Genomic DNA, 23,027 nt, shown 5'->3' on the forward strand with positions numbered 1-23,027 from the left:
CGGGTAATGGCGTACGTCAGCGCGTAGCCCTTGCGGCCTACAGTTCCTCCATCAGTTCAACAAACCAACGGAGGAAATCAACATGTGGACCGCACAAGAAAAGCTCAGCAGCAACGCCCACCGCGCCCCCTTTCACACCGGGTTTGACACCAGCCACGGCAGCGGGCTGGACCCCGCCCAGCTGCACCGTGTGCTGGATGAGGTGGACTACGGCCTGATGGTGGTGGATGCCCAGGGCAGACTGCACCACGTGAACCACCTGGCCCGCCATGAACTGGCCAGCGGCCGCACGCTACTGGCGCACGACGGCGTTCTGATGGGGGCCACCATCGACATCACCGCCCAGATCCAGGCGGCCATGGAACAGGCCCAGCGCGGCCAGCGCCGCCTTCTGCTGTTTACCCGTGGCAACCGCGAACTGTCGATGGCTTTTGTGCCTCTGAGCCACCCGCTGGAAACCGATAACCCCAACGTCCTGATTCTGCTGTCACGCCAGAGTACCTGCGACAACCTTGCGGTGCGCATGTTTGCCCGCAACCAGAGCCTGAGCCCGACCGAGGAATCGGTGCTCATTTCCCTGTGCTCGGGCATGGAGATCCCCGAGATTGCGCGCCAGAACCGGGTGGCCGAGTCCACGGTGCGCAGCCAGATCAAGGCCCTGCGCGAGAAAACCGGCTGCACCAGCATCCGCCAGTTGCTGCTGCGCGTCAATGCGCTGCCGCCGGTGGTACCTGCCTTGCGGGTGATCACGCCCGTCGCGCACAATGGAGGTGAGTTCACCCAGCCCTGATTTCCCCCGCCGATGTCCGACACCCTGCCGCCAGAGACTTCCCCCCACATCGAGGCCCTGGCGGCGCAGGGTGTGTCACGCCGCTACCGTCGCGGCGCCCTGATCATCCAGGAAGGCGAAACGGGGGATTCCCTCTACATCGTGCAGCAGGGCAAGCTGCGCGCCTTCCTGGCCGACGGTCATGGCAAGGAACTGACCCTGGGGGTCTATGGGCCGCTGGAGTACGTGGGAGAAATGTCCCTGGACGGTGGGCCCCGCTCGGCCAATGTGGAGGCGCTGGAACCCAGCACCTGCGCCGTCATCACCCGGCAGGTGTTGCTGGACTACATTGCCGTCCACCCCGAATTTGCGCTGGAGATGATGGCCCGGCTCATCCGCCGCGCCCGCATGGCCACCGAAAGCGCCCGCAGCGTGGCCCTGATCGACGTGTACGGCCGCCTGGTGCGACTGCTCAACCAGATGGCGCTGGAGCCCGACGCGCAAGGCGCCCGGCGCCTGAACGAACGGGTGACCCACCAGCAACTGGCCCAGCATCTGGCCTGTTCCCGCGAGATGGTCAGCCGCCTGCTCAAGGACCTGGAGACCGGCGGCTACATCGACGTGCGCGAGCGCTGGATCTGGCTGCTCAAGCCGCTGCCGGCGCGCTGGTGACGCGCCGGTCTCGGCCCCACATCAAACGCCCTTGTCCAGCAGATCGCGCGCCACCTGCGGCGCGGCCATGCTGGTACCCACCAGCCGCACGGCGGCAGCGCTGCGCGTACCGGCTGCGCGGACACCCCACAGGGTGGCATGGTCGTCGCTGATGGCCAGCCGCAATGGCAGCTTGCGCACGCCGGCGCGTTCGGTGCGGCTGGCGTCCGGATCGGGGATGCGCGGGCTGTAGCGTGCGGCCGGATCGGTGCTGCTGGCGAAATAGCGGATGCCTCCCACCGTGACCACGTCCCGCGCGGTGGCCAGGCCATTGAAGGTGCCGCTGCGGCGGATGGGTGTCGGGTTGTCGGGGTGGTCGATGAAGCTGCCGATGTTGCCGCTGAGGTCGTAGTCGGCGTCTTCCAGGTAGGACTGACGGGCGCCGGTGGGGGCGCCCAGGGCCACGTCATCGCGCTCCACATAGGCGTCCACCACCACGGGGTGCGGGCCCCGGTTGGTGATCGTCACCTGCCAGCGGCCGGCTGGCGTCAGCGTCACGTCCTTGTCGTACCAGCTGGCGGTGGGGGCCAGGGCCACCAGCGCGCAGGTGCCGGGGTGGCCCAGCGCGCTGCGGTGCGGGAAAATGACCGCGCAGCGGGGCAACTGCGCGTCGGGCCAGACACCCGATTCACCCAGGCGGATGGGGGGCAGGGGGGCTGCCGCGCCCGGGGGCTGGATCACCACCTCCAGGTTGGCCAGGGCTTGGGGGTTGCCCGAACCCGTGCCGGGTTCCTTGCCCACCCACAGCTCCAGAAAACTCTGGCTGTGATCGTCGGGCTGTACTCGCCAATGCAGCGGCAACGACTGGCCTTTGTCCAGGGTCTGGTTGGCGTGGGTGCGGGCCTGGTAGGCATTGCCCGCGGGCATGACCAGCGTCAGCCGGCCCTGGCAGGCCTGCAGCCATTGGTCCATGGCCGCTTCGAGCACGCTGCTGCCGTTGTGCGGGCCGGCCAGGGTGCCCCAGCTGAGGTTGACGGTGATCGCGGCCTCGTCGGCGCAGCGGGTCAGCACGTAGGCCAGGGCGTCCAGCACACTGACGTTGACCGCCCCACCGGAGGTGTCGGCGATGCTGGCCCAGTCCAGCTGGGCAATCACCAGGGCCGCATGGCTGGCCGGGTCATGGGCCGGCTGCCAGTCGGGCGGGGTGTCCTCGGTGCCCAGGGTGCGGGCATAGACCGTGGGGCCTGCCGCCAGGCTGCTGACGTGTGTGCCGTGGTGGGCGTTGTGGTTGAGTTCCCACATCTGCAGCCACTGGTACAGGGCATCCTCGTCGAGGCGGCCCTGGCGGGTGTGGCGCAGGATGGCCTGGTTGATGGCTTTCTGGTCCAGCTCGTGGCCGTAGCCGATGTCGTCCGGCATGGGGCCGGCGCGGTGCGGGTCCAGCGGCACGGACTTGCGGGTGGCGGCGGCACGCCCGTGCGGCCCCTGTGTTTCATCCTGGCGCCAGTAGGCCGCCACGCGGGAGCGCCCCTGGGCATCCAGAAAATCCACATGGCCCACGGCCAGACCGCTGTCGATGATGGCCATGACCGGACCGGCTACCCGGTCCTTGCGCGGGGTGACGGGACGGTTGCCCAGTCGCGCGCGGGCCTGGGGTGGCAAGGCGTGCGCAAAGGGGCCGACTGGCAAACCCAGCTCGTAGCGGCCCACCGCGTCGCGCAGCGGCCCGGGCTTGCCCAGGTGGCGGAAAAAGCCCTTGCGCACCCGCGCGGTACAGAAGTGTGTCGACAACGGCAGCTGCTGGTAGATGCGGGGCACCTGCATCCAGTCTTCGTCACTGGCGCGCAGCAGGTCTTCCAGCGTGCAGCCGGGGCTCAGTTCGATGATGAGCGGCAGCCACGGCGGCTCCTTCTCCTGCAGCGAGGGGCGAAAGCCCGCAAAGCCGCTGGTTTCGGCCCAGGCCAGGTAAGGGTCGCTGTGGGTGAATGCGCCCGGGGCCGACCAGTCGATGCCGGTGAAGCGGCCCTTGGGCAGCGGCGACCAGCCAGCCGCCGCGCGTGGGGGCTGGCGGCGGCTCATTGCCATTCCTTGATGGCGTCCTGCCACAGCCACGACAGCAGCGGGCCGGCGTCGATGCGGTGCGGTTTGCCGTGCACGCTGCCGGCACCGCTGTCCAGCGGCTGCTGGGGTTCGAAGTCCAGCGGCTCTCCGTCAGGGCCGTGGAACTTGAGTCCGTCAAAGCCGTGTTCGCGCATCTGGCCACCCTGGGCGCGGGCCACCAGGAACTGGCCCAGCACCGTGCCCAGCATGCGGCCGACGGCCGAATCCACCGGGTAGTGGACGCCGGCCACGGTGCGGTTGACGGCGATGCGGGCGGCCAGGCGCTGCAGTTGCACCTCGGTGGCTTCGTTGCCCTTGTGGTGCTTGCGCCCGGGCCGGGCGGCTTTGAGCAGGCTGGCGAGCACATGGGCCATGATGAAGGCCTCGGTGGCATGGCCGCTGGGCCAGGCGCCATGGCCGGGGGTGGCGATCATGGGCTGGATCTGTGGTGACAGTTCCACCGGACGCACCACGGCAAACATGTGCTTGAAGCGCATTTCCACGTGCACGGCCAGGCTGAAGGCCAGGTCCATCACCTGCAGCGTCTTCTTGTGGCGGTGGGCCTGCAGGCCGATCACGCCAGCCCAGAAATCGACCGGCGGCGCCATCTGGGCCAGGATCTCGGCCCCCCGGTCGCCACGCAGGTCGGCATAGGCGGCCACCAGTTCCATCTGGCGGTTGAGGATGGCGCGGTCGGGCGCGCGCAGCATCAGCAGGGCCTGGCGGCGCGGCGTGCGGGCGTCCAGGTCGGTGTAGGCCAGGCCGGCCTTTTCGGTCCGGCGCTCGGCCGGAAAGGACAGCCCCTGCGCCAGCTCGGTGAAGATGGCGGTGACGCGGGGCTCATCGGCCCACAGGCGCAGGTTGTCGGGCTGATCGAAGGGATGGGTGGCGGGATCCACGACGGGGCCTTCGAACGGGCCGCTGGTGGCGAAGCGGCTGACCGTCACAGCATCAGATGCAATCCATCCTGAGCTCATGCCGCTCATGCCGCTCATACCGCTCATACCGCTCATACCGCTCATACCGCTCATACCGCTCATACCGCTCATACCGCTCATACCGTTCTCCAAAGTTATCAATCAGGAAGCCCCATTGCCTTGAGAGCCGCAGCGCCGCGAATGCGAAGTGTGCTTTGAGATGAGTAGGCAAGGAAGCTGCGCAAGGTCAGGTCAGGTTGAATCGCCCGAATCTGTTTGTAGGTTTCCTGCGCATCCTGTATCCGGTTCGACTCCACCTGTGCCGTCAGAAGAACACGCAGGGTGGAGGCGTGATAGCGGTTGCGCTTGAGCGATGAAACGCAGAGCGCAATGGCCTCCTCGTGGCGATTGGCCACCAGGTAGCTGTTGGCAGCCAACATGTCCAGATAGAACTTCTGAGGATCCATGGGGGACAATGCACGAGCTTTGTCCGACTCGCTGACAGCATCCTCCGGGTTGCCCCACATGGTTGACCAGAAGCCCGAGTAGAGCCAGGCCATTGGGTCGTTGGGGTTTACCTGGGTGGCATCTGTGAGAAGTCGCCTTGACGCGTCAAGGTCCCCCCCGAGGTGGCACATGGCGTGGCCTTTGATCGCCAGAGCCATGGAGCTGTTGGGTTCCAGGTCCAGCGCACGGTCGGCAGCTTCGATCGCGCGGCGAAACTCAATGCCTGGATCGGCACATCGACCCTGCACCACCTGCAGGATGTGCCACTTGGACAGCCAGGCCCAGGGCGAGGCGACGCGTCGGTGCCGATCGGTCACGGCGTCCAGCAGTTCGCGGCTGCGGTCCAGATCGCGCGCCGTGGAGCGGTGCATCAGTGCAATGCCCCCCAGCAGCAGGGTATTGCTCTCCAGTTGCGGCAGCGGCAGGATGAGTGAGCGCTGCACCGTGTTGTCCAGCAGGGCCTGGGTGGCGGCATCGACGATCTGCAGGATGAGCTGGCTCTCGGGCTGCAGCAGGTCCATGACCTCGCCGGTCAGCCGGTCCGCCCACACCACATCGCTGCGCCGCGCATCGGTGAGTTCGGCCATGACCACAATGCGGTCACCCATGACCACGTAGCTGCCGCTGAGCACGTAGCCGGCGTCCAGCCGGGTCTGGATGTCGACCAGATCAATCTCGCGGTCGCGGAAGGCGGCGGTGGAAAGGCGCGAGATGACGCGCAGGTGGTGGCTGCGCGAGAGCTGCCCGATGACGCCGTCGGCCAGCAGTTCGCCCACGACCTGGTGCTCCGGCGCCGCGCCACGACCCTGAAAGGGAATGACCGCAATGGTGGGTCTGAGGTCCTCATGCACTGGGCTTTGCGGGGCCGCTCGCGCCACCGGGGCGGTGTCGTTGGCCGGCCAGATGCGCCAGGTGCGCACCGGCTCGGGCCAGTGCTTGAGGTAGCTTTCGCCCATATCTTCTACTTCTCCGTCGATACCGTCCACGACGGTGTCCCGCACGCTGGCGGTGATGACTGTCTCGCCTGGGGCGGCCAATGCAGTGACGCGTGCGGCCAGGTTCACGCCGTGGCCGAACACGTCATGGGTGTCGATGTAGAGGTGGGTGGCATGGATGCCCGCACGCAGGTGCAGGCGTGCCTCGGGGGGCAGGCGCTCATTGGTCCGGTCAAAGTACCGGTGCATGGCATAGGCCGCTTTCACGGCATCGGCCGAACGATCGAATTCGGCAAGCAGTCCGTCACCCAGGCTCTTGACCAGCCGACCGCTGCAGGCCGGCAAGACCTTGTCTTGCGCGTGCTGCAGGAAGCCGTGCCAGGCCGACACCACGAACGCCTCGTTGGCGGCCATGAGCCGGACGGACTCGACCAGGTCCATGACCAGAACGACCTTGTTGTGCTGGACTGGTACAGGCGCTTCCAACTTCAAGGCGTCATCCCTCCAGTCAATCGGCGAAGTGTCGCTTGGGGGTGGGGGTGCTGTCATGCCTAAAAAAAGGTAAAGCTCTTGAGGCGCAGTCTCGCACAAATGTGTGACTCTGTAACTGACACGGGCGACATGGCAGTAGGTCGGCGGTACTCCCTGGCCGACGAACGCGTGCCTGGCAGGCAAGCAAGAAAAAAGCCGGCTTGCGCCGGCTTCTCTGTTCGCGTCAGGCACCGCCGTGGGGCGGTGCCATGGATGCGGCAACGATCACTTGAGGTGTTCGTTGATCATCTTGGTCATTTCGAACATGTTGGCTTCGGCCTTCTTGAAGATTTCCTTGAGCTTGGCGTCGGCCTTGATGATGCGCTTGTTGACGGCATCCTGCAGCTTGTTCTTCTTGATGTATTCCCACACCTTCTTGGTGACCTCGGTGCGCGGCAGCGGGTTGGCGCCGACGATGGCGGCCAGGGCGGCGCTGGGGGTCATGGCCTTCATGAAGGCGGCGTTGGGGGTGCGCTTCTTGGCGGGCGCGGCCTTCTTGGCAGCAGCCTTCTTGGCGGGGGCGGCCGCCTTCTTGGCCGGCGCAGCGGCTTTCTTCGCAGGGGCTGCGGCCTTCTTGGCCGGAGCGGCTGCCTTCTTGGCCGGTGCAGCGGCCTTCTTTTCGGGGGCTGCTGCCGCCTTCTTGGCCGGAGCGGCGGCTTTCTTTGCAGGAGCTTTCTTTGCAGTTGCCATGATCGGGTTTTCCTTCTAGAAGTGAACGTTGCACCAGCGGAAAACGCGCTTTCTCACTGGTGCCTTGCATGCTAATGGAGTTGATGCGCCATTCCAAGGTGGAACGGTCAGTTTTTGCATGCTTTTCAGAGGGAAAACGGCGGTTTGTGACGATGAAAACAACACTTGCGCGCTCTGATGGTGCAAGGCGTGCGTCAGAGGCGGGCATGATGCTCGTGTTGACCAAGGTTTTTTCCTCATGCCAAGGAGTGTCTGTCCGTCATGAACGATGTTGTTTCCCCCATCCCGGCCACGTGTGATCTGTGCGATGCCCACAAGGGCGATGGCAGTGGTGCGTTTCGCGTGCTGCCGCCGGTGTTTCGGGACTTTGGTGCCGTGCGCCGCTTTGCCGGGCCGGTGGTGACGGTGAAGTGTTTTGAAGACAACACGCCGGTGAAGGCGGCGGTGGAGAGTCCGGGGCAGGGCCGTGTGCTGGTGGTGGACGGCGGCGGGTCGCTGCGGCGGGCGCTGCTGGGCGGCAACCTCGGTGCGGCGGCGGCACGCAACGGCTGGGCAGGTGTGGTGATTGATGGCTGTGTGCGCGATGTGGCCGAGCTGGCGCAGAGCCAGGTGGGCATCCGTGCGCTGGCGAGCATGCCCTTGCCCACCGAGCGCAAGGTGGATGGCCTGCGCGATGTGGCGGTGCAGCTTCAGGGGGTGTGGGTGCGGCCGGGCGACTGGCTGTATGCCGACGAGGATGGCATCGTTGTTGCCGACAGGGCGCTGGTCTGATTTGTTGGCCTGATCCACAGGCTGAGGGGGTGGCGCTCGGCAGATAGGGCGTGCAGCAGGCCCATGGGCTCATCAGCCGCGCTGCGCGCGTCAGCAAATCGCCCCTGGGCCCGCCGCACGCCCCATCTGCTGTTTGCTTTTTTTACAGGCTGCTGATGCCTTTGTAGAGCATGTAGGCGGCCAGCACGTACAGGATGCCTGCGAACACGCGCTTGAGTGACTTGACCGGCAGCGCGTGCGCAGCCTTGACGCCCACCGGTGCCATGAGCACGCTGGCCACCGCAATCACCGCCAGGGCCGGCAGGTACACGTAGCCGAAGGACCCGGCCGGTAGGCCCTGCACGCCCTGGCCGGCGATGACGTAGCCGATGCCGTTGGCCAGTGCAATGGGGAAGCCCAGGGCCGCGCTGGTGGCCACGGCGTTGTGAATGGGCACGTTGCACCAGGTCATGAAGGGCACGCTGACGAAGCCGCCGCCCGCGCCCACCAGGCCCGACAGGAAGCCGATGACGCCGCCGGCGCTGAGCTGGCCGGCGGTGCCGGGCAGGGTGCGGCTGGGCTTTGGCTTCTTGTCCTTGAGCATTTGCGTGGCCGAGAAGCCCACAAAGGCCGCAAACAGCAGCGCCAGCCACGAGCCCTTGAGGATGGCAAACACCCCCAGGCTGGCCAGCGCTGCGCCCAGGACGATGCCGGGGGCCAGCTTGCGGGCGATGTCCCAGCGCACGGCGCCGCGCTTGTGGTGCGCGCGCACGCTGGAGACGGAGGTGAAGATGATGGTGGCCATGGACGTGGCAATGGCCGCCTTGACCGCCAGATCCGGCGCAATGCCCCGGTTGGTGAGGATGGCCGTGATGAACGGCACCATGATCATGCCCCCACCGATGCCCAAGAGGCCTGCGAGGAAACCGGTGCACAGGCCAAGGGCGGCCAGCTCGACGATCAGAAGTGGCTCAAGCATGGGGAAGAGGGGGGTGCCGAGAAGCGGCAGAGGGAGGGTGTGGGGAATAAGGTGTCTGCGAATGCCACCGGACCGTCATCCTGAACCGGGGGTTCAGGTGGGCGAGGGCAGCGGGGCTTCGGGTTCATCTGACGCGAGACGCTCGCACCAGCCACGCAATGTACCAAGCCCGGGCTCAAAGAGCATTGGTTCAAGGAAATATAAAGCCCGGCGCGCACCGCAGACAGTGCAAATTGTAGGGCGCCAGCGATGACGCATCGCGGTGCAGGGACAAAAAAAGCCGGTGACCGACCAACGGAATGTGTCGCGTCGTCAGGCAGGCGGTCAGAGCAACTGGCCGTCGCTGCCCAGGGCCTGATCGAGCCGCCGCACCAGATCTTGCAAGCGGGCGTTGGTGGCGGCATCCACCAAGGCCCCCGCGTCGTTCGCGGGCTGAACGGCAGGTGCGGCCGGAACGGCGGCTGAAGGCACGGTCTGGCTGGCTTGCAGCAACTGGCTTTCCTTCTGCGACAGCTCGAAGGCCAGGTTCAGCGAGGCCAGCACCGCGATGCGATCGCGCGCCTTGACCTTGCCGGCGTCGCGGATGCGGCACATGGCGGTGTCCACGCGCTCGACGGCATCGAGCAGGGCGGATTCACCGCCCGGTGGGCAGGAGAGCAGGTAGCTCTGACCCATGATCTGGACCTCGATCTGCTTGCCGGGGCTTTTGACCGGGCTGTTCATGCATCACCCCCGGAGGCAGATTCCTCGGCCATGGGCGGCAGGCGTTCGAGCAGGGCGTCGATGCGTCCACGGGCCGCCTGCAGGCGAGACTTGAGGGAGTCGCGCTCGTGCTGCAGGGATTGCACCTGCTCCATCAGCAGCTGGTTGGTGCGCTGGAGCTCTTCGTGCCGCAGCAACAGGCGCTCTACGCGCTCTGTGATCTGGTCAAGGTGCTTGAGATCGGCCATGGTGTCGCAGAAGGTTGGACCCGACCATTGTAGGGTTGCCGCAAGCAGACCGGGCTTACAATGATCAGGTTGGTGCTCGCGGTGTGGATCTCACGCCGCAGTTCAACGGGAAGCAGGAGGGAAAGTCCACACCGGGCCGACCTAACCTGCGCTGCCCCCGCAACGGTAAGCAGACGAGCGCTTGCGCTCCGCTTCCACACACGGTCACTGGATGCCTGGGCATCTGGGAAGGCCGCTGGAGGTTGTTTCTGCCAGCCCGGATACCGGCCAACACGGTGGCCGCGCCCGCATGGGCGTGTCCGTGACGTCCATGCACCGTCGGGGAAGGCGGTGAGGACCTACCTGTCTGTTCTCATTTCATGAAGAAGCCAACCCTGCGCGCCGCTGCGGCCGCGCTGTCGCCTGCCATCGTGGCGGGCTCGTCCCTGTGCGTTTCCCTGGCCCACGCAGCCGACCAGCCAGCTCCCGAGGTGGTCGCCTCCCTGAGCACGGTGGTGGTCACCGCCACGCGCTCGGAGCAACCCATCACCGATGTGGTGGCCGATGTGACGGTGGTCGACCGCGATGAGATTGACCGCAGTGGGGCCGCCGCCCTGGCGGACGTGCTGGCGCGTGTGCCGGGTATCCTGGTCACGCGCAACGGAGGTCCGGCCACCACCACCAGCGTGTACCTGCGCGGTGCAGAGACCCGCTTCACGGCGGTGTTCGTGGATGGTGTGCGCATCGACTCCCAGTCCACTGGTGGTGCGACCTGGAACGCGATTCCACTGTCGCAGGTTGATCGCATCGAGGTGTTGCGAGGCCCGGCCGCCGCCATCTACGGTTCCGACGCGCTGGCCGGTGTGATCCAGATCTTCACCCGCGAAGGTGAAAAGGGATTCTTTCCCAGCGTGCGGGTGGGCGTGGGTTCGCACAGCACCCGTGAACTCAATGCCTCCTTGCGCGGCGGATCGGACACGGTGGACTATGCGCTGGGCCTGGGCGCCGAGCGCAGCGACGGCTTCAACGCCAAGCCCAGTGGCAACCCGGACCGCGACGGGTACCGCAACGAAAGCTTCTCGGGCCGCGTGGGCTGGAAGCTGGCCAAGGACCAGAAGCTGGATCTGACGGTGCTGGACAGCCGGCAGAAGGCGGGCTACGACGCCTTTACCCCGGGCAACGACGACCAGAGCAAGCACCACCTGCAGACCGTGGGCCTGAACTGGGCCGCCCGCTGGAACGAGGTGTGGAACACCCGCGTGGGCGTCACCCGTGGCACCGACCGCTACGAAACGTCGCCGTCGCCCTACCTGACCGAGACGCAGGTCAGTACCTGGCTGCTGCGCAATGAGCTCAAGCTGGGGCAGGGTCTGCTGAGTGTGGATCTGGAGCGGCGCGAGGACGATCTGCGCAACGGCAGCACCACGCCGCAGCGCACGGACCGCTACCAGAATGCGCTGGCCGTGGGTTACGGCTGGCGCGCGGGCGCCCATACGCTGCAGGTCAACGCACGTCATGACGATGACAGCGAGTTCGGTGGCGAGTCCACCGGGTCGCTGGCCTACGGGTTTGCCATCACGCCCAACCTGCGGGCCACGGCTTCGGCGGGCACGGCCTTTCGTGTGCCGACGCTGTTCCAGCGCTTCAGCATCTACGGCACGCCCGACCTGAAGGCCGAGACCGCCCGCAATCTGGAGGCCGGGCTGCGCTGGCAGTCGGGCGCAGATCGCGCGGGTGTGGTGGTCTACCGCAACGAGGTCAAGGACCTGATCGACTACATCGCCGGCCCCGGCAGCTGTGTGAACGGCGTGGGCACCTATGCGGGCTGCTATGGCAACACCGGCAAGGCGCGCTACAGCGGTGTCACCCTGACCGGGGGCACCAAGGCCGGTGTGGTGAACCTGGGCGCCTCGCTGGATCTGATGCGGCCGAAGAACCAGGAGACGGGCAAGCTGCTGGCGCGCCGCGCGGAGACGCAGGCCACCTTGACGGCCGACACCGCGCTGGGCGCCTGGCGCCTGGGCGGCGAGGTGCAGCATGTGGGCAAGCGGTACAACGATGCCGCCAACACGCAGGCGCTGTCGGCCTATACCCTGCTGAACCTGACCGCCAGCACCGGCATCGCCCGCGACTGGACGCTGCTGGCCCGCGTGGACAATGCCACCGACAAGGCCTACGAGTCGGTGCTGGGCTATGCGACGGCAGGTCGCACCTTTTACCTGGGCCTGACCTGGTCGCCGCGGTGAGCGCATTGGCCCAAGGGAGCGCACCGGTCTGTCCGGCGCTGATGGTGGCGGCCCCGGCCTCTGGCCAGGGCAAGACCACGGTCACGGCGGCGCTGGCGCGCCTGCATGCGCGGCAGGGCCGGCGGGTGCGGGTGTTCAAGTGCGGGCCGGACTTTCTGGATCCGCACTGGCACCAGCTGGCCAGCGGGCACCCGGTGCACAACCTGGACCTGTGGCTCAACGGCGAGGCGGACATCCGAGCCCGGCTGCATGAGGCGGCGTTGGACAGCGACCTGATCCTGATCGAAGGGGTGATGGGGCTGTTCGACGGCGAGCCGAGCGCGGCCGATCTGGCGGTGAAGCTGGGCATTCCGGTGCTGGCGGTGATCGACGCCGGCTCCATGGCCGGCACCTTTGGGGCGCTGGTGCACGGCCTGCGCCACTACCGCCCTGGCCTGCCCTGGGCGGGGGTGCTGGCCAACCGCGTGGCCAGTGACGGACACGAGAAGATGCTGCAGGCGTCGGTGCGCGGTGACGACCTGGGTGTTGAGCCCGGTGGTATCGACGCCGGCTGGCTGGGCGGTTTGCGGCGTGACGCGGACTTTGCCTTGCCGGAGCGTCATCTGGGCTTGACGGTGGCTTCCGAGTTGCCCGATGCGATGGCGCGCCTGGATGCGCTGGCCGATGCGATGTCGGCCACGCCGCTGGGTCGGCTGGACGCCACGGGCTGGCAGCGCTGGGCGGTGTCGTTTGAGGCGCAGCCCGCACGCGCGGTGGTGCCGTTGCTGCAAGGGCGCACGGTGGCCGTGGCGCGCGACGCGGCCTTCTGTTTCACCTATCCGGCCAATCTGGACGCGCTGCGGGCGCTGGGGGCCGAGCTGGTGTTCTTCTCGCCGGTGGCCGATGAGCTGGTGCCCGACTGCGATGCGGTCTGGCTGCCGGGGGGCTATCCGGAGTTGCATGCGCAAGCGTTGGCGGGCAGCACACGATGCCGCGTTGCGCTGGCGGCGCACATCGCGGCGGGCAAGGCGGTCTGGGCCGAGTGCGGCGGCATGATGCCGCTGTTCGACGCACTGACGCTGCTCGACGGCACACGGGTGCCGATGTGGGGGCTGCTGCCCGGTGAGGTGGCCATGCAGCCGCGCCTGGCCGCCCTCGGCCCGCAGTGCTGGGACACGGCGCGGGGTGAGCTGCGTGGTCATACCTTCCACTATTCGGTGACCGCAACACCCCTGGTGCCGGTGGCGCACACCGCACCCGGCAGCCGGTTTGGCCGTCCGGAGGCGATCTATCGCCAAGGCCCTGTGCGGGCCAGTTACTTCCACGCGTGGTTTACCTCGAATCCTGAAGCGACCGCCCAGCTGTTTCTGCCGGAGGCTGCATGACGTCTGAACGGCCCGGACCTCAACGCATCGTCTGCCTGACCGAGGAGACGACCGAGTGGCTGTACCTGCTGGGGCAGGAGGCGCGCATCGTGGGCATCAGCGGCTACACGGTGCGGCCACGCCGCGCGCGCGATGAGAAGCCCAAGGTCAGCGCCTTTCTGAACGCCAAGATCGACAAGATCCTGGCGCTGCACCCCGACTGCGTGCTCGGCTTCTCGGACCTGCAGGCCGACATCGCGGCGGCCCTGATCCGCGCCGGGGTGCAGGTGACGGTGTTCAACCAGCGCAGCGTCGAGGAAATCTTCTCCATGCTCTATCAGGTGGCGGCGATGGTGGGTTGCGCCGATGTGGGCCTGGCGCGCATCGCGGCCATGCGCCAGCGACTGGATGTCATTCGCGCTGAGGTGACCGAACTGGAAGCCGCAGGCAAGCGGCGCCCGAAGGTGTTCTTCGAGGAATGGGACGAACCGCACATCAGCGGCATCCGCTGGGTGTCGGAGCTCATGGGCATCGCCGGTGGTGACGACGTGTTCCCCGAGCTGGCGGTGCAGTCCCTGGGCAAGAACCGGATCATTGCCGATGGTGCCGAGATCGTGCGCCGTGCGCCCGACATCGTCATCGGCTCCTGGTGCGGCAAGAAGTTCCGTGCCGAAAAGGTGGCGGCGCGCACCGGCTGGCAGGACGTGCCGGCCGTGAAGACCGGACAACTGTTCGAGATCAAGTCGGCCGACATCCTGCAGCCCGGACCGGCGGCGTTGACCGACGGGGTGGAGCAGATGCACCGTATCGTCAAGGCGTGGATGGTGGCCCATGGTTGAGGTGGCACGCACAGAGTTCATCCTGGGCGGCCAGCGCAGTGGCAAGTCGCGCCGCGCGGAGTTGCTGGCCCGGGACTGGCTGGCGTCTGCGTCGGGACGCCGGGCTGTGATGGTCGCCACCGGTCAGGCCTGGGACGAGGAGATGCGCGAACGCATCGCGCGCCACCAGGCCGACCGGGCAGCTCGGGTACCGGGCATGGTGACGGTCGAAGAGCCGCTGGCGCTGGCCGATGCACTGCGACAGCACAGCGATGGGCACACGCTGATCGTGGTCGACTGCCTGACGCTGTGGCTGACGAATCTGATGATGCCGGCCGACCCGGCACAGGCGCTTGCTGAATCGGCCGTGATCGCCGCGGGTGAAGCTCTGTGCGCGGCGATCGCCGAGGCGCCTGGTCCGGTGGTATTGGTCGGCAACGAGATCGGACTGGGCGTGATTCCGATGGGCCGTGAAGTGCGCGCCTTTGTGGACGCGCTGGGCCGGCTCAACCAGCAGGTGGCGGCGACTTGCGGGCGTGTGACGCTCATGGCCGCTGGTTTGCCGCTGACGTTGAAGGACGCTGTATGAAACGGATGCTCAAGCACCTGGCGATACTCGCCTGCACGCTGCTCGCCTTGCCCGCGTTGGCCGCTTTGCAGGTCACCGATGATCGGGGTGCGGTGGTGACTTTCGATCGCGCACCCCAGCGCATCGTGAGCCTGCTGCCCTCGCTGGCCGAGACGGTGTGCGAGCTGGGGCATTGCCAGCGCCTGGTGGGTGTGGACCGCTACACCAACTGGCCTGAATCCGTGAAGGCTCTGCCCAGGGTGGGCGGCGGACTGGACCCGAACATTGAGCAGATCGTGGCGCTGCGACCGGATGTGGTGCTGATGGCCACGTCTTCGCGGGCGGGTGACCGCCTGCGCGCGCTCGGGGTGAAGGTGGTGGCGCTGGAGCCCAAGACCCATGCTGACGTGCAGCGGGTGATGCTCAAGATCGGCCAGTTGCTGGAGGTGCAGGATGCGCAGCGCATCTGGCGCGCGATCGATGCGGCGGTCATGGCGGCGGCCCAGTCGCTGCCGGCCGGGGTACGCGGGACTCGGGTGTATTTCGAGGTCAACCCCGGGCCGTATGCGGCAGGGGAGAGCTCCTTCATCGGTGAGACGCTGACGCGTCTGGGGGTGAAGAACATTGTGCCGGCCTCGCTCGGGCCTTTCCCGAAGCTCAATCCCGAATACATCGTGCGCGCCAACCCGGACCTGATCATGGTGGGCGAGCGCAGTGTGGACGGCATGATGCAGCGACCCGGCTGGCACAGCCTGCGGGCGATGCGCGGGCAGCACCTGTGCGTGTTTCCGGCCGACGAGTCCGACACCCTGGTGCGCCCGGGGCCGCGCATGGCCGAGGGCGCGCGCATCATGGCTCGCTGCCTGGCGTCCAGGGCGCCCGCGGTCAGCAAAGGGGCGGCTCGTCCATGAACGCTCGTAAAGCGTCCTGGCTCGTCGCCGCCTTGTTGCTGGCGGCGGTGCTGCTGGCCGCGCTTGGCGTCTGCGTGGGCAGTGCCGGTTTCGAGAACCTGCTCGGCCCGCTGCTGAACCCGGACCTGGACCCGGACGCCACCGCCATGGCGCAGCAGATCGTGTTCGACATCCGCCTGCCGCGCACCCTGGGTGCCTGGGGGGCGGGTGCGCTGCTGGGTTTGGCCGGGGCCGTGGCGCAGGGCCTGTTCCGCAACCCGCTGGCCGACCCTTTTCTGCTGGGCAGCGCCTCGGGTGCTTCGCTGGGCGTGGCGCTGGCGCTGGCGGCCATGGGGGGTGCGGGCGGCATGCTGGGCGCCAGCATGATGAACAGCGGCGTCGCGGTGAGCGTGTTTTCCAGCAGCGTCTGGGTGCGCCTGGGGCTGACCGGCGCGGCCTTCGGCGGTGCGGTGCTGGCGGTGCTGCTGACCCTGGTGCTCTCGCGCGGTGTGCAGCACACGCTGCGCCTGCTGCTGGCTGGTGTGGTGGTGGGCGTGGTGCTGGGCGCCATGACCCATCTGGTGCTGCTGTTCTCGCCCGAATCGCTGCAGGCCATGCAGGCCTTCATGCTGGGGTCCACCAGCTTTGTGGGCTGGACCGCCGCCGGCCTGATGGCGGGCGTGTGGGTGCTGTGCACGCTGGCGGCCTGGCTGCTGGCGCGCGTGCTCGACGGCCTGAGCCTGGGCGATGCCACGGCGCGCAGCCTGGGCCTGCCGCTGGGCCCCATGCGTGCGGCGCTGGTGGGTGTGCTGGCCCTGGCCACCGGCACCGCCGTGGCGCAGACCGGCCTGATCGCCTTCGTTGGCCTGGCCGCACCTCACCTGGTGCGTTCGCTGGTCAAGACCACCAGCAGCCGTCTGATGCTGCTGGCCAGCTGCATGGGTGGTGCCCTGCTGATGGCGGCCGACACGCTGGCGCGCTGGCTGATCGCGCCGCAGGAGCTGCCGGTGGGCGTGCTGACGGCGGTGCTGGGTGGCGGCTATCTGTTGTGGCTGATGCAGCGCAGTACGCGCGTGTCGCGAGGAGGAGGGCTGTGACTGCGGCAGTGCATGCCCCCGCAGCGGCCCTGGAGGCGCGCGATCTGTCGGCACGCCTGGGAGAGGCCGCAATCCTGCACGACATCACGCTGGCGCTGCCGAGCGGGCGCTGGACCTGCATCGTCGGCCCGAACGGCGCGGGCAAGTCGACCCTGCTCAAGGCGCTGGCCGGCCTGCTGCCACACCGCGGCAGCGTGGCGCTGCTGGGTCGTTCGCTGGCCGACTGGTCCAGCCGCCAGCGCGCGCAGCAACTGTCCTGGCTGGGGCAGAACGAAGGAAGCGCCGACGACCTGACGGTATGGGATGTGGCCATGCTCGGTCGCCTGCCGCACCAGGCCTGGCTCAGCGCCCCCAGCGAGGCCGATCGCGCCGCCGTCGAGCGCGCCTTGCGTGCCACCCAGGCCTGGGAGTGGCGAGCGCGATCGCTCGGTCAGCTCTCGGGCGGCGAGCGCCAGCGTGTGCTGCTGGCCCGCGCCCTGGCGGTGGAGGCGCAAGTGCTGCTGATGGACGAGCCGCTGGCCAACCTGGACCCGCCGCACCAGGCCGACTGGCTGGATGTGGTGCAGGCCCTGGTGCGCGAAGGCAAAACGGTCGTCAGCGTGCTGCACGAAATCGCCATGGCGCTGCACGCTGACGAACTGGTGGTCATGGCGCAAGGCCGCGTGACGCATCAAGGGCCGTGTGCCGACGAAACGACTCACCGCGCGCTGGAGGCCGTGTTCGACCAGCGCATCACTGTTCACCAACTCCAGGGGCAGTGGGTCGTGCTGCCGCGCCTGCGCCCCTGACGGAGTTTTTCCATGCAGATTGAAACCCCACCCAGCGAGAAGCCCTACGAAAAGCCCGAGGGCGAACGGCGCGGCCTGGTCATCGTCAACACCGGTGACGGCAAGGGTAAGAGTACCGCGGCCTTCGGCCTGGCGTTGCGCGCTCACGGCCGCGGCAAGGCCGTGAAGATTTTCCAGTTCATGAAGGTGCCGACCGCTCGCTTTGGTGAGCACCGCATGTTCGAGCAGATCGGTATCCCCATCGAAGGCCTGGGTGACGGCTTCAGCTGGAAGAGCCAGGACCTGGAACGCTCGGCTCAGCTGGCGCGCGATGGCTGGGAGAGGGCACGCGCGACCATCCTGGCTGGCGAGCATTTCCTGGTGGTGCTGGACGAGATCACCTACCCGCTGATCTACGGCTGGCTGCCGCTGGACGGCGTGGTACAGACCCTGCGCGAGCGGCCCGGCCATGTCCACGTCTGCCTGACCGGCCGTCGCTGCCCGCCCGAAATCGTCGAGCTCGCCGATACCGTGACCGAGATGACGCTCGTCAAACATGCGTTCAAGGCTGGCATCCCCGCGCAGCGGGGCATTGAGGATTGACAGGACCCACCCCACACAGGCTCCCTCCATGACCGAACTCATCATCTGCACCACGTGCCGCCCGGCCGACAGCCCGCGCGATCAGCGGGCCGCCGGCGACATCCTGTTCGAGACCGTGCAGGCCGAGCAGGCCTTTGGCGAAAACCCAGCCTGGGCGGCGGTGCGTGTGCGCGGCGTGGCTTGCACGGCCGGATGCTCCCGCGCCTGTACGGTGGCCTTTCAGGCGCCAGGTAAATACAGCTACCAGTTCGGAGACCTGAGCCCGGCGACCGACACTGCCCGGCAGTTGCTGGACTGCGCTGTGCTGCACCATCAATCGCCCGATGGCACCTTGGCCCGGGATTTCCGGCCGTCCCTGTTGCGCAACGGCATGCTCTGCCGCCTGCCCCCGGTCCTGTTTCCTCCAGGCAGTGCGGCGTGAACCGGGCATGAGTGCAATATGAGCGTCCTCGGCCTGCTGACCCCCGACGCCGCCGCGCTGGCGGGCGCGGTGCTGGTTGCGCTCGTGCTGGATGTGCTGTTCGGCGAACCCCCGGCGCGGCTGCATCCGGTGGTGGCCATGGGGCACTATCTGGAGGCGGTTGGACGTCGCGTCTCACGCGCGGCCGGCGCGGTACCCCGGCCGGGGGTCGAGTTCTGGCAGGGTGCGCTCGGCTGGTGCTCGGGCGCGGCGCTGGTTGCCGCTCTGGCGTGGGCCGCTGGGTGGGCGATGCAAACCCTGGACCCGTTGGTCCACGCGGTGCTGCTGGGCGCGCTTCTCAAGCCCATGCTGTCCTGGCGCATGCTGCGCGACGAGGTGCGTGCGGTGGAAGCTGCGCTGGCCGAATCGCTGGAAGCTGGTCGCCAGCGCGTGAGTTGGTTGGTGAGCCGGGATGTGACTGCGTTGAGCGAGACCCAGGTGCGTGAGGCCGCAGTCTCCACACTCGCTGAAAACCTCAACGATTCGGTGGTCGCCCCGCTGTTCTGGTTTGCCGTGGCCGGTCTGCCGGGGGCGGCGCTCTACCGTTTTGCCAATACGGCCGATGCCATGTGGGGCTACCACGGCGTACGGTCCGGCCGCGACTGGACGTGGGCCGGCCGGTGGGCCGCACGGGTGGACGACGTGATGTCCTGGGTGCCCGCGCGACTGACGGCCGCCATGATCATGCTCCCTTCTTGGTGGCGCAGCTGGCCCTCGGTGGTGGCCAATGCGCGACTGACCCCGTCACCCAACGGGGGCTGGCCGATGGGGGCACTGGCGGTGGGTTTGGGTATCCGTCTGGTCAAGCCACAGGTGTACGCCTTGAATGCGCAGGGCCGGGCACCGACGGCGGCTGATACCCAGCGGGCGCTGGACCGGTGTGCGCGGGTGGTCGGGATGCTGGCCCTGCTGTCGCTTTGGGTGCTCCTGTGGTCGTGGGGTATCCGCAGATGAGTCCGCGCATTCATGGCGGGACCGATGCACTGGGTGCAGCGCGCTGGGACTTTTCCAGCAACGCGAACGCCTGCGGGCCTTGCCCGTTGGTGCTGGAGCAGGTGCACGCCGCCGATGCCACCCACTACCCGGATCCGGGCTACTGGCACCTGAGGGAGCATTTGGCCCGCCTGCATGAGGTTGATCCCGGGCGCATCCTGATCGCCGGCAGCGCCAGCGAGTTCATCCAGCGCTTCACGGCCTGGCGTTTCCGCGAAGGGGCCCGCCGGGTCTGGATGCCCGAACACTGCTACGGCGACTACGCGCATGCGGCCCAGGCCTGGGGCCTGCCGCGGGTGTCCCAGCCATCGGCCGCCGACATGGCCTGGCTGTGCGACCCGGGCAGTCCGCTGGGCCAGAACGAGTCCCCCGCCATGGCGTCCAGCCTGCTGGACTTGCCGTGGATGGCGGTGGTGCTGGATGCGGCTTATGCGCCATTGCGCCTGGTGGGCGAGCCGGCGCTGTCGGCCGGTGATCGCCACCGCTGCTGGCAGATGTGGTCGCCCAACAAGGCGCTGGGCATGACCGGCATCCGGGGTGCGTATGTGATCGCCCCGCTGCAGGCCGATGACACGGCCCTGCGGTCGCTGGAGGCGCTGGCGCCCTCATGGCCGGTGGGCGCCCACGCTCAGGCCATGCTGCAGGCCTGGACGCTGGACGAAGTGCAGGACTGGGTGACCGACAGCCGCGAGCGGTTGGTTCAATGGAAGGATCGCCTGGTCCAACTGCTTGAGCAGCGGGGATGGCGTGTCCTGCCCAGCGTGACCCCGTATCTGTGCGCCCGCCCGCCGCAGCCCCTGGACGTTGGCGGGTTACGTGAGGCGAGCATCAAGCTGCGCGATGCCACGTCGTTCGGTTTGTCCGGCTGGTGGCGCCTGAGTGCCCAGCCGCCAGACGCGCTGGCGGCGCTTGAAGCGGCGCTGGACCGCATGCCAGCCAGGGAGGTATTGTCATGAGCGCACGATGCGTGATGGTGCTGGGCACGACCAGCGGTGCCGGCAAGAGCTGGCTGACGACGGCGTTGTGTCGCCACTACGCCCGGCAAGGGTTGCGCGTGGCCCCGTTCAAGGCCCAGAACATGAGCAACAACGCCAGGGTGGTGGCCGGTGGAGAGATGGGATCTGCACAGTACTTCCAGTCCCTCGCCGCGAATGCCGAGCCTGATGTGCGCATGAACCCGCTGCTGCTCAAGCCCGAGGCCGACACGCGCAGCCAGGTGGTGCTGATGGGCGAGGTCAGTCGCGAACTCAGCGACATGCCCTGGCGCGGCCGCAGCGAAAAGGTCTGGCCCCACATCACGGCCGCGCTCGATGCGCTGCGCGCTGACAACGATGTGGTGGTGATCGAAGGCGCCGGATCGCCGGCCGAGATCAACCTGCACGCCAGCGACATCGTCAACATGCGCGTCGCCCGCCATGCGCAGGCGCGGTGCCTGCTGGTCACCGACATTGACCGAGGTGGTGCCTTTGCCCATCTTTACGGTACCTGGGCCTTGCTGCCTGAGCAAGAACGTGCCCTGATCAGGGGCTTCGTCCTCAACAAGTTCCGGGGGGATGCCTCATTGCTCGCACCCGCACCACAGATGCTGCAAGACCTGACCGGTGTGCCGGTGGTGGCCACGCTGCCGATGTGGTGGCAGCACGGTCTGCCGGAGGAGGATGGCGTCTTCGATGACCGCACCTGCGCAGCCGGGGCGGTATCGACCACCATCGCCGTGGTGGCCTATCCACGCATCAGCAACCTGGACGAGTTTCAGCCCCTCAAGAACGTGCCCGGTGTGCGTCTGGTCTGGGCGCGCACGCCGGCCGACTGCGCGGCGGTGGACTGGATCATCCTGCCAGGCTCCAAGGCCACGGCGGCTGACCTGGCCTGGTTGCGTTCGCAGGGGCTGGATCAGGCGGTCACGGCCCATGCCGCGCGCGGGGGCCGCGTGCTGGGTATCTGCGGTGGCCTGCAGATGCTGGGCGAGGCCCTTGTCGACACGCAAGGCATCGAACCCATGGACCATGGCAATGCCCCTGGTCTGGGCCTGCTGCCGCTGGTGACCGCCTTCGAGGCCGAGAAGACCGTGCGCCGGACGACAGCGACCTTTGGGCGCGTCGAGGGCGCCTGGTCGGCGCTTTCCGGCATGACCGCATCCGGCTACGAGATCCATCACGGTCTGACTGCCCAGCACCCGGCCATGGCCGCCAAGGGCGATGTGGCGCGGGAGGTGATTCCCGGTCTGGCCTGGCAGAACATCGGTGGTCATGTGCTGGGCTGCTACCTGCACGGTCTTTTCGAAGACCCTGCCGTGCTGCAAGCCCTGTTTGGTGCCCGTGCGCCCACGCTGGAGACCGTGTTCGACGGCCTGGCCGCTTTTCTCGAACAACATGTCGAGCCCGGTGTGCTCGATGAACTTATCCGAAAGGACTGACATGCCCTATACCGTTCCCGTTCTCGAAGACATCACTCAGACCGCCCTGGCGGCCCGTCTGCAGCACTTGCTGGACAACAAGACCAAGCCGCTGGGGTCTCTCGGTCAGATCGAGCGACTGGCCAAGGCCATCGGCCTGGCCCTGGGGACCGAGGCGCCCGCGCTCAAGGACCCCCAGCTGGTGGTGTTTGCCGGTGACCATGGACTGGCGGCGCGCGGGGTGTCGGCTTATCCGAGCGATGTCACCTGGCAGATGGTGGAAAACTTTCTGGCCGGTGGTGCCGCGGTCAGTGTGCTGGCCCGCCAGCATGGCATCGGTCTGACCGTGGTCGACTGCGGCGTACGGCACGACTTTGTCGAACGCCCGGGTCTGCTGATCCGCAAGGTGGCACCCGGCACGGCCGACGCCCTGGAGCAGCCCGCCATGAGCGACGCGCAATGCCACGTGGCCCTGTCCAGCGGCGCCGCCCTGGTCCGTGAGCTGCCAGGCAATGCCTTGCTGCTGGGCGAGATGGGCATCGGCAACACGTCGGCGGCGTCCCTGATCATGAGCCGGCTGACGGGCATGGACATCGTCGATTGCACGGGCGCCGGGACCGGCCTGGATGCGCCTGCGGTGCAGCGAAAGATTGGCATCCTGCGACAGGTGCTGGAGCGACACCCCGATGCCCGTGATCCGCTGGCTGTGCTGTCGACCTTCGGCGGCTTCGAGATCGCGACCATGGCGGGTGCGGTGCTGGAGGCGGCCGCCCAGCGGCGTGTGATCGTGGTGGACGGGTTCATTGCCAGTTCGGCGGTGCTGGTGGCCAGCAAGCTGCAACCGGCGGTGCTGCAGCGCTGCGTGTTCGCCCACCAGTCCGGCGAGCGTGGCCATGCGCTGATGTTGGCGCATCTCAAGGCCGAGCCCCTGCTGGACCTGGGCCTGCGTCTGGGCGAAGGCTCGGGGGCAGCACTGGCCTGGCCGCTGTTGCAGAGCGCCTGTGCCATCCTGCGCGAGATGGCCAGCTTTGAATCGGCCGGTGTGTCGCGTCAGGAGGCCGCAGAGCCTGCGGTGCGGTGATGCCTTGA

23 protein-coding genes, 1 other RNA gene and 1 riboswitch are annotated in these 23,027 nt (G+C 67.7%); of the genes, 16 read left to right on the forward strand and 8 right to left on the reverse strand.

Annotated elements, in window-relative coordinates; genetic code table 11:
- The first annotated feature begins 82 nt into the window (after positions 1-82).
- Together ACFQNJ_RS07640 and ACFQNJ_RS07645 are read left to right on the forward strand one after the other, a co-directional pair.
- Entirely contained in the window at positions 83-790 is a 708-nt protein-coding gene (locus ACFQNJ_RS07640; protein ID WP_374640010.1) for a helix-turn-helix transcriptional regulator, read from the forward strand.
- Positions 791-802: 12 nt separating this feature from the next.
- Positions 803-1,441 (forward strand): Crp/Fnr family transcriptional regulator, encoded by a 639-nt coding sequence (locus tag ACFQNJ_RS07645; RefSeq protein ID WP_382255667.1) that lies wholly within the window; start codon positions 803-805, stop codon positions 1,439-1,441.
- Between the two features lie 21 nt (positions 1,442-1,462).
- On the opposite strand, the gene ACFQNJ_RS07650 is transcribed toward ACFQNJ_RS07645, so the two are convergent.
- From ACFQNJ_RS07650 to ACFQNJ_RS07665, 4 genes are all read right to left on the reverse strand, one after another.
- Positions 1,463-3,499 carry a hypothetical protein gene (locus ACFQNJ_RS07650; protein ID WP_382255670.1) on the reverse strand — a complete coding sequence of 679 codons (2,037 nt, stop codon included), beginning with the start codon at positions 3,497-3,499 and terminating at the stop codon, positions 1,463-1,465.
- Positions 3,496-4,497: a phosphatase PAP2 family protein gene (locus ACFQNJ_RS07655; RefSeq protein WP_382255672.1), complete on the reverse strand. Its 1,002-nt coding sequence runs from the start codon at positions 4,495-4,497 to the stop codon at positions 3,496-3,498. Before ACFQNJ_RS07655 ends, ACFQNJ_RS07650 begins: the two co-directional genes overlap by 4 nt.
- Positions 4,498-4,595: 98 nt before the next feature.
- Complete coding sequence (locus tag ACFQNJ_RS07660; protein ID WP_382255675.1) at positions 4,596-6,371, reverse strand: adenylate/guanylate cyclase domain-containing protein; 1,776 nt, start codon at positions 6,369-6,371, stop codon at positions 4,596-4,598.
- Positions 6,372-6,635: 264 nt separating this feature from the next.
- The gene (locus tag ACFQNJ_RS07665; protein WP_382255678.1) at positions 6,636-7,100 is read right to left on the reverse strand and encodes an SWIB/MDM2 domain-containing protein; all 465 of its coding nucleotides are present in this window, start codon (positions 7,098-7,100) and stop codon (positions 6,636-6,638) included.
- Positions 7,101-7,361: 261 nt separating this feature from the next.
- Here ACFQNJ_RS07665 and rraA point away from each other — a divergent pair, with 261 nt between their 5' ends.
- Positions 7,362-7,871, forward strand: a complete 510-nt coding sequence (gene rraA, locus ACFQNJ_RS07670) for a ribonuclease E activity regulator RraA (RefSeq protein ID WP_382255681.1) — start codon at positions 7,362-7,364, stop codon at positions 7,869-7,871.
- A 142-nt stretch (positions 7,872-8,013) separates the two neighbouring features.
- Here the strand turns inward: rraA and ACFQNJ_RS07675 are convergent, their stop codons facing one another.
- The 4 genes from ACFQNJ_RS07675 to ACFQNJ_RS07690 form a co-directional block, all read right to left on the reverse strand.
- Positions 8,014-8,829 (reverse strand): sulfite exporter TauE/SafE family protein, encoded by an 816-nt coding sequence (locus ACFQNJ_RS07675; protein WP_382255683.1) that lies wholly within the window; start codon positions 8,827-8,829, stop codon positions 8,014-8,016.
- 48 nt (positions 8,830-8,877) lie between these two features.
- Positions 8,878-9,058: non-coding RNA, 6S RNA (ssrS, locus tag ACFQNJ_RS07680), on the reverse strand.
- Between the two features lie 95 nt (positions 9,059-9,153).
- Positions 9,154-9,552, reverse strand: coding sequence for a cell division protein ZapA (locus ACFQNJ_RS07685; protein WP_382255686.1), 399 nt, complete (start codon positions 9,550-9,552; stop codon positions 9,154-9,156).
- On the reverse strand, positions 9,549-9,779 hold the full coding sequence (locus tag ACFQNJ_RS07690) for a DUF904 domain-containing protein (protein ID WP_374640019.1): 231 nt from the start codon (positions 9,777-9,779) through the stop codon (positions 9,549-9,551). Before ACFQNJ_RS07690 ends, ACFQNJ_RS07685 begins: the two co-directional genes overlap by 4 nt.
- Before the next feature lie 53 nt (positions 9,780-9,832).
- Positions 9,833-10,065, forward strand: a riboswitch (cobalamin riboswitch).
- Between the two features lie 73 nt (positions 10,066-10,138).
- Between ACFQNJ_RS07690 and ACFQNJ_RS07695 the strand changes: the two genes are divergently transcribed.
- The 13 genes from ACFQNJ_RS07695 to cobT are packed head-to-tail and all read left to right on the forward strand — an operon-like array spanning position 10,139 to position 23,019.
- Positions 10,139-12,004, forward strand: a complete 1,866-nt coding sequence (locus ACFQNJ_RS07695) for a TonB-dependent receptor domain-containing protein (RefSeq protein ID WP_382255688.1) — start codon at positions 10,139-10,141, stop codon at positions 12,002-12,004.
- Between the two features lie 41 nt (positions 12,005-12,045).
- Positions 12,046-13,368, forward strand: coding sequence for a cobyrinate a,c-diamide synthase (locus tag ACFQNJ_RS07700; RefSeq protein WP_382256034.1), 1,323 nt, complete (start codon positions 12,046-12,048; stop codon positions 13,366-13,368).
- The gene (locus ACFQNJ_RS07705; RefSeq protein WP_382255691.1) at positions 13,365-14,186 is read left to right on the forward strand and encodes a cobalamin-binding protein; all 822 of its coding nucleotides are present in this window, start codon (positions 13,365-13,367) and stop codon (positions 14,184-14,186) included. Before ACFQNJ_RS07700 ends, ACFQNJ_RS07705 begins: the two co-directional genes overlap by 4 nt.
- Entirely contained in the window at positions 14,179-14,754 is a 576-nt protein-coding gene (gene cobU / locus ACFQNJ_RS07710) for a bifunctional adenosylcobinamide kinase/adenosylcobinamide-phosphate guanylyltransferase (RefSeq protein WP_382255693.1), read from the forward strand. Before ACFQNJ_RS07705 ends, cobU begins: the two co-directional genes overlap by 8 nt.
- Before the next feature lie 5 nt (positions 14,755-14,759).
- On the forward strand, positions 14,760-15,644 hold the full coding sequence (locus ACFQNJ_RS07715) for an ABC transporter substrate-binding protein (RefSeq protein WP_382256037.1): 885 nt from the start codon (positions 14,760-14,762) through the stop codon (positions 15,642-15,644).
- Complete coding sequence (locus ACFQNJ_RS07720; protein WP_382255696.1) at positions 15,641-16,720, forward strand: FecCD family ABC transporter permease; 1,080 nt, start codon at positions 15,641-15,643, stop codon at positions 16,718-16,720. Before ACFQNJ_RS07715 ends, ACFQNJ_RS07720 begins: the two co-directional genes overlap by 4 nt.
- The gene (locus tag ACFQNJ_RS07725; protein ID WP_382255699.1) at positions 16,717-17,508 is read left to right on the forward strand and encodes an ABC transporter ATP-binding protein; all 792 of its coding nucleotides are present in this window, start codon (positions 16,717-16,719) and stop codon (positions 17,506-17,508) included. The genes ACFQNJ_RS07720 and ACFQNJ_RS07725 overlap by 4 nt, the downstream gene beginning before the upstream one ends.
- A gap of 12 nt (positions 17,509-17,520) precedes the next feature.
- On the forward strand, positions 17,521-18,090 hold the full coding sequence (gene cobO / locus ACFQNJ_RS07730; RefSeq protein WP_374640025.1) for a cob(I)yrinic acid a,c-diamide adenosyltransferase: 570 nt from the start codon (positions 17,521-17,523) through the stop codon (positions 18,088-18,090).
- A gap of 28 nt (positions 18,091-18,118) precedes the next feature.
- Positions 18,119-18,511, forward strand: coding sequence for a DUF1636 family protein (locus ACFQNJ_RS07735; RefSeq protein WP_382255702.1), 393 nt, complete (start codon positions 18,119-18,121; stop codon positions 18,509-18,511).
- Positions 18,512-18,529: 18 nt separating this feature from the next.
- Positions 18,530-19,504 (forward strand): adenosylcobinamide-phosphate synthase CbiB, encoded by a 975-nt coding sequence (cbiB, locus tag ACFQNJ_RS07740; RefSeq protein WP_382255705.1) that lies wholly within the window; start codon positions 18,530-18,532, stop codon positions 19,502-19,504.
- Positions 19,501-20,499, forward strand: coding sequence for an aminotransferase class I/II-fold pyridoxal phosphate-dependent enzyme (locus ACFQNJ_RS07745; RefSeq protein ID WP_382255708.1), 999 nt, complete (start codon positions 19,501-19,503; stop codon positions 20,497-20,499). The genes cbiB and ACFQNJ_RS07745 overlap by 4 nt, the downstream gene beginning before the upstream one ends.
- A complete protein-coding gene (locus ACFQNJ_RS07750; protein WP_382255710.1) occupies positions 20,496-21,959 on the forward strand; it encodes a cobyric acid synthase in 1,464 nt (487 codons plus the stop codon). Before ACFQNJ_RS07745 ends, ACFQNJ_RS07750 begins: the two co-directional genes overlap by 4 nt.
- A gap of 1 nt (position 21,960) precedes the next feature.
- Positions 21,961-23,019, forward strand: coding sequence for a nicotinate-nucleotide--dimethylbenzimidazole phosphoribosyltransferase (gene cobT, locus ACFQNJ_RS07755; RefSeq protein WP_382255713.1), 1,059 nt, complete (start codon positions 21,961-21,963; stop codon positions 23,017-23,019).
- Positions 23,020-23,027 lie beyond the last annotated feature (8 nt).

It is taken from the genome of Hydrogenophaga bisanensis, from assembly GCF_042665135.1.
Classification (GTDB): Bacteria; Pseudomonadota; Gammaproteobacteria; order Burkholderiales; family Burkholderiaceae_C; genus Hydrogenophaga; species Hydrogenophaga bisanensis.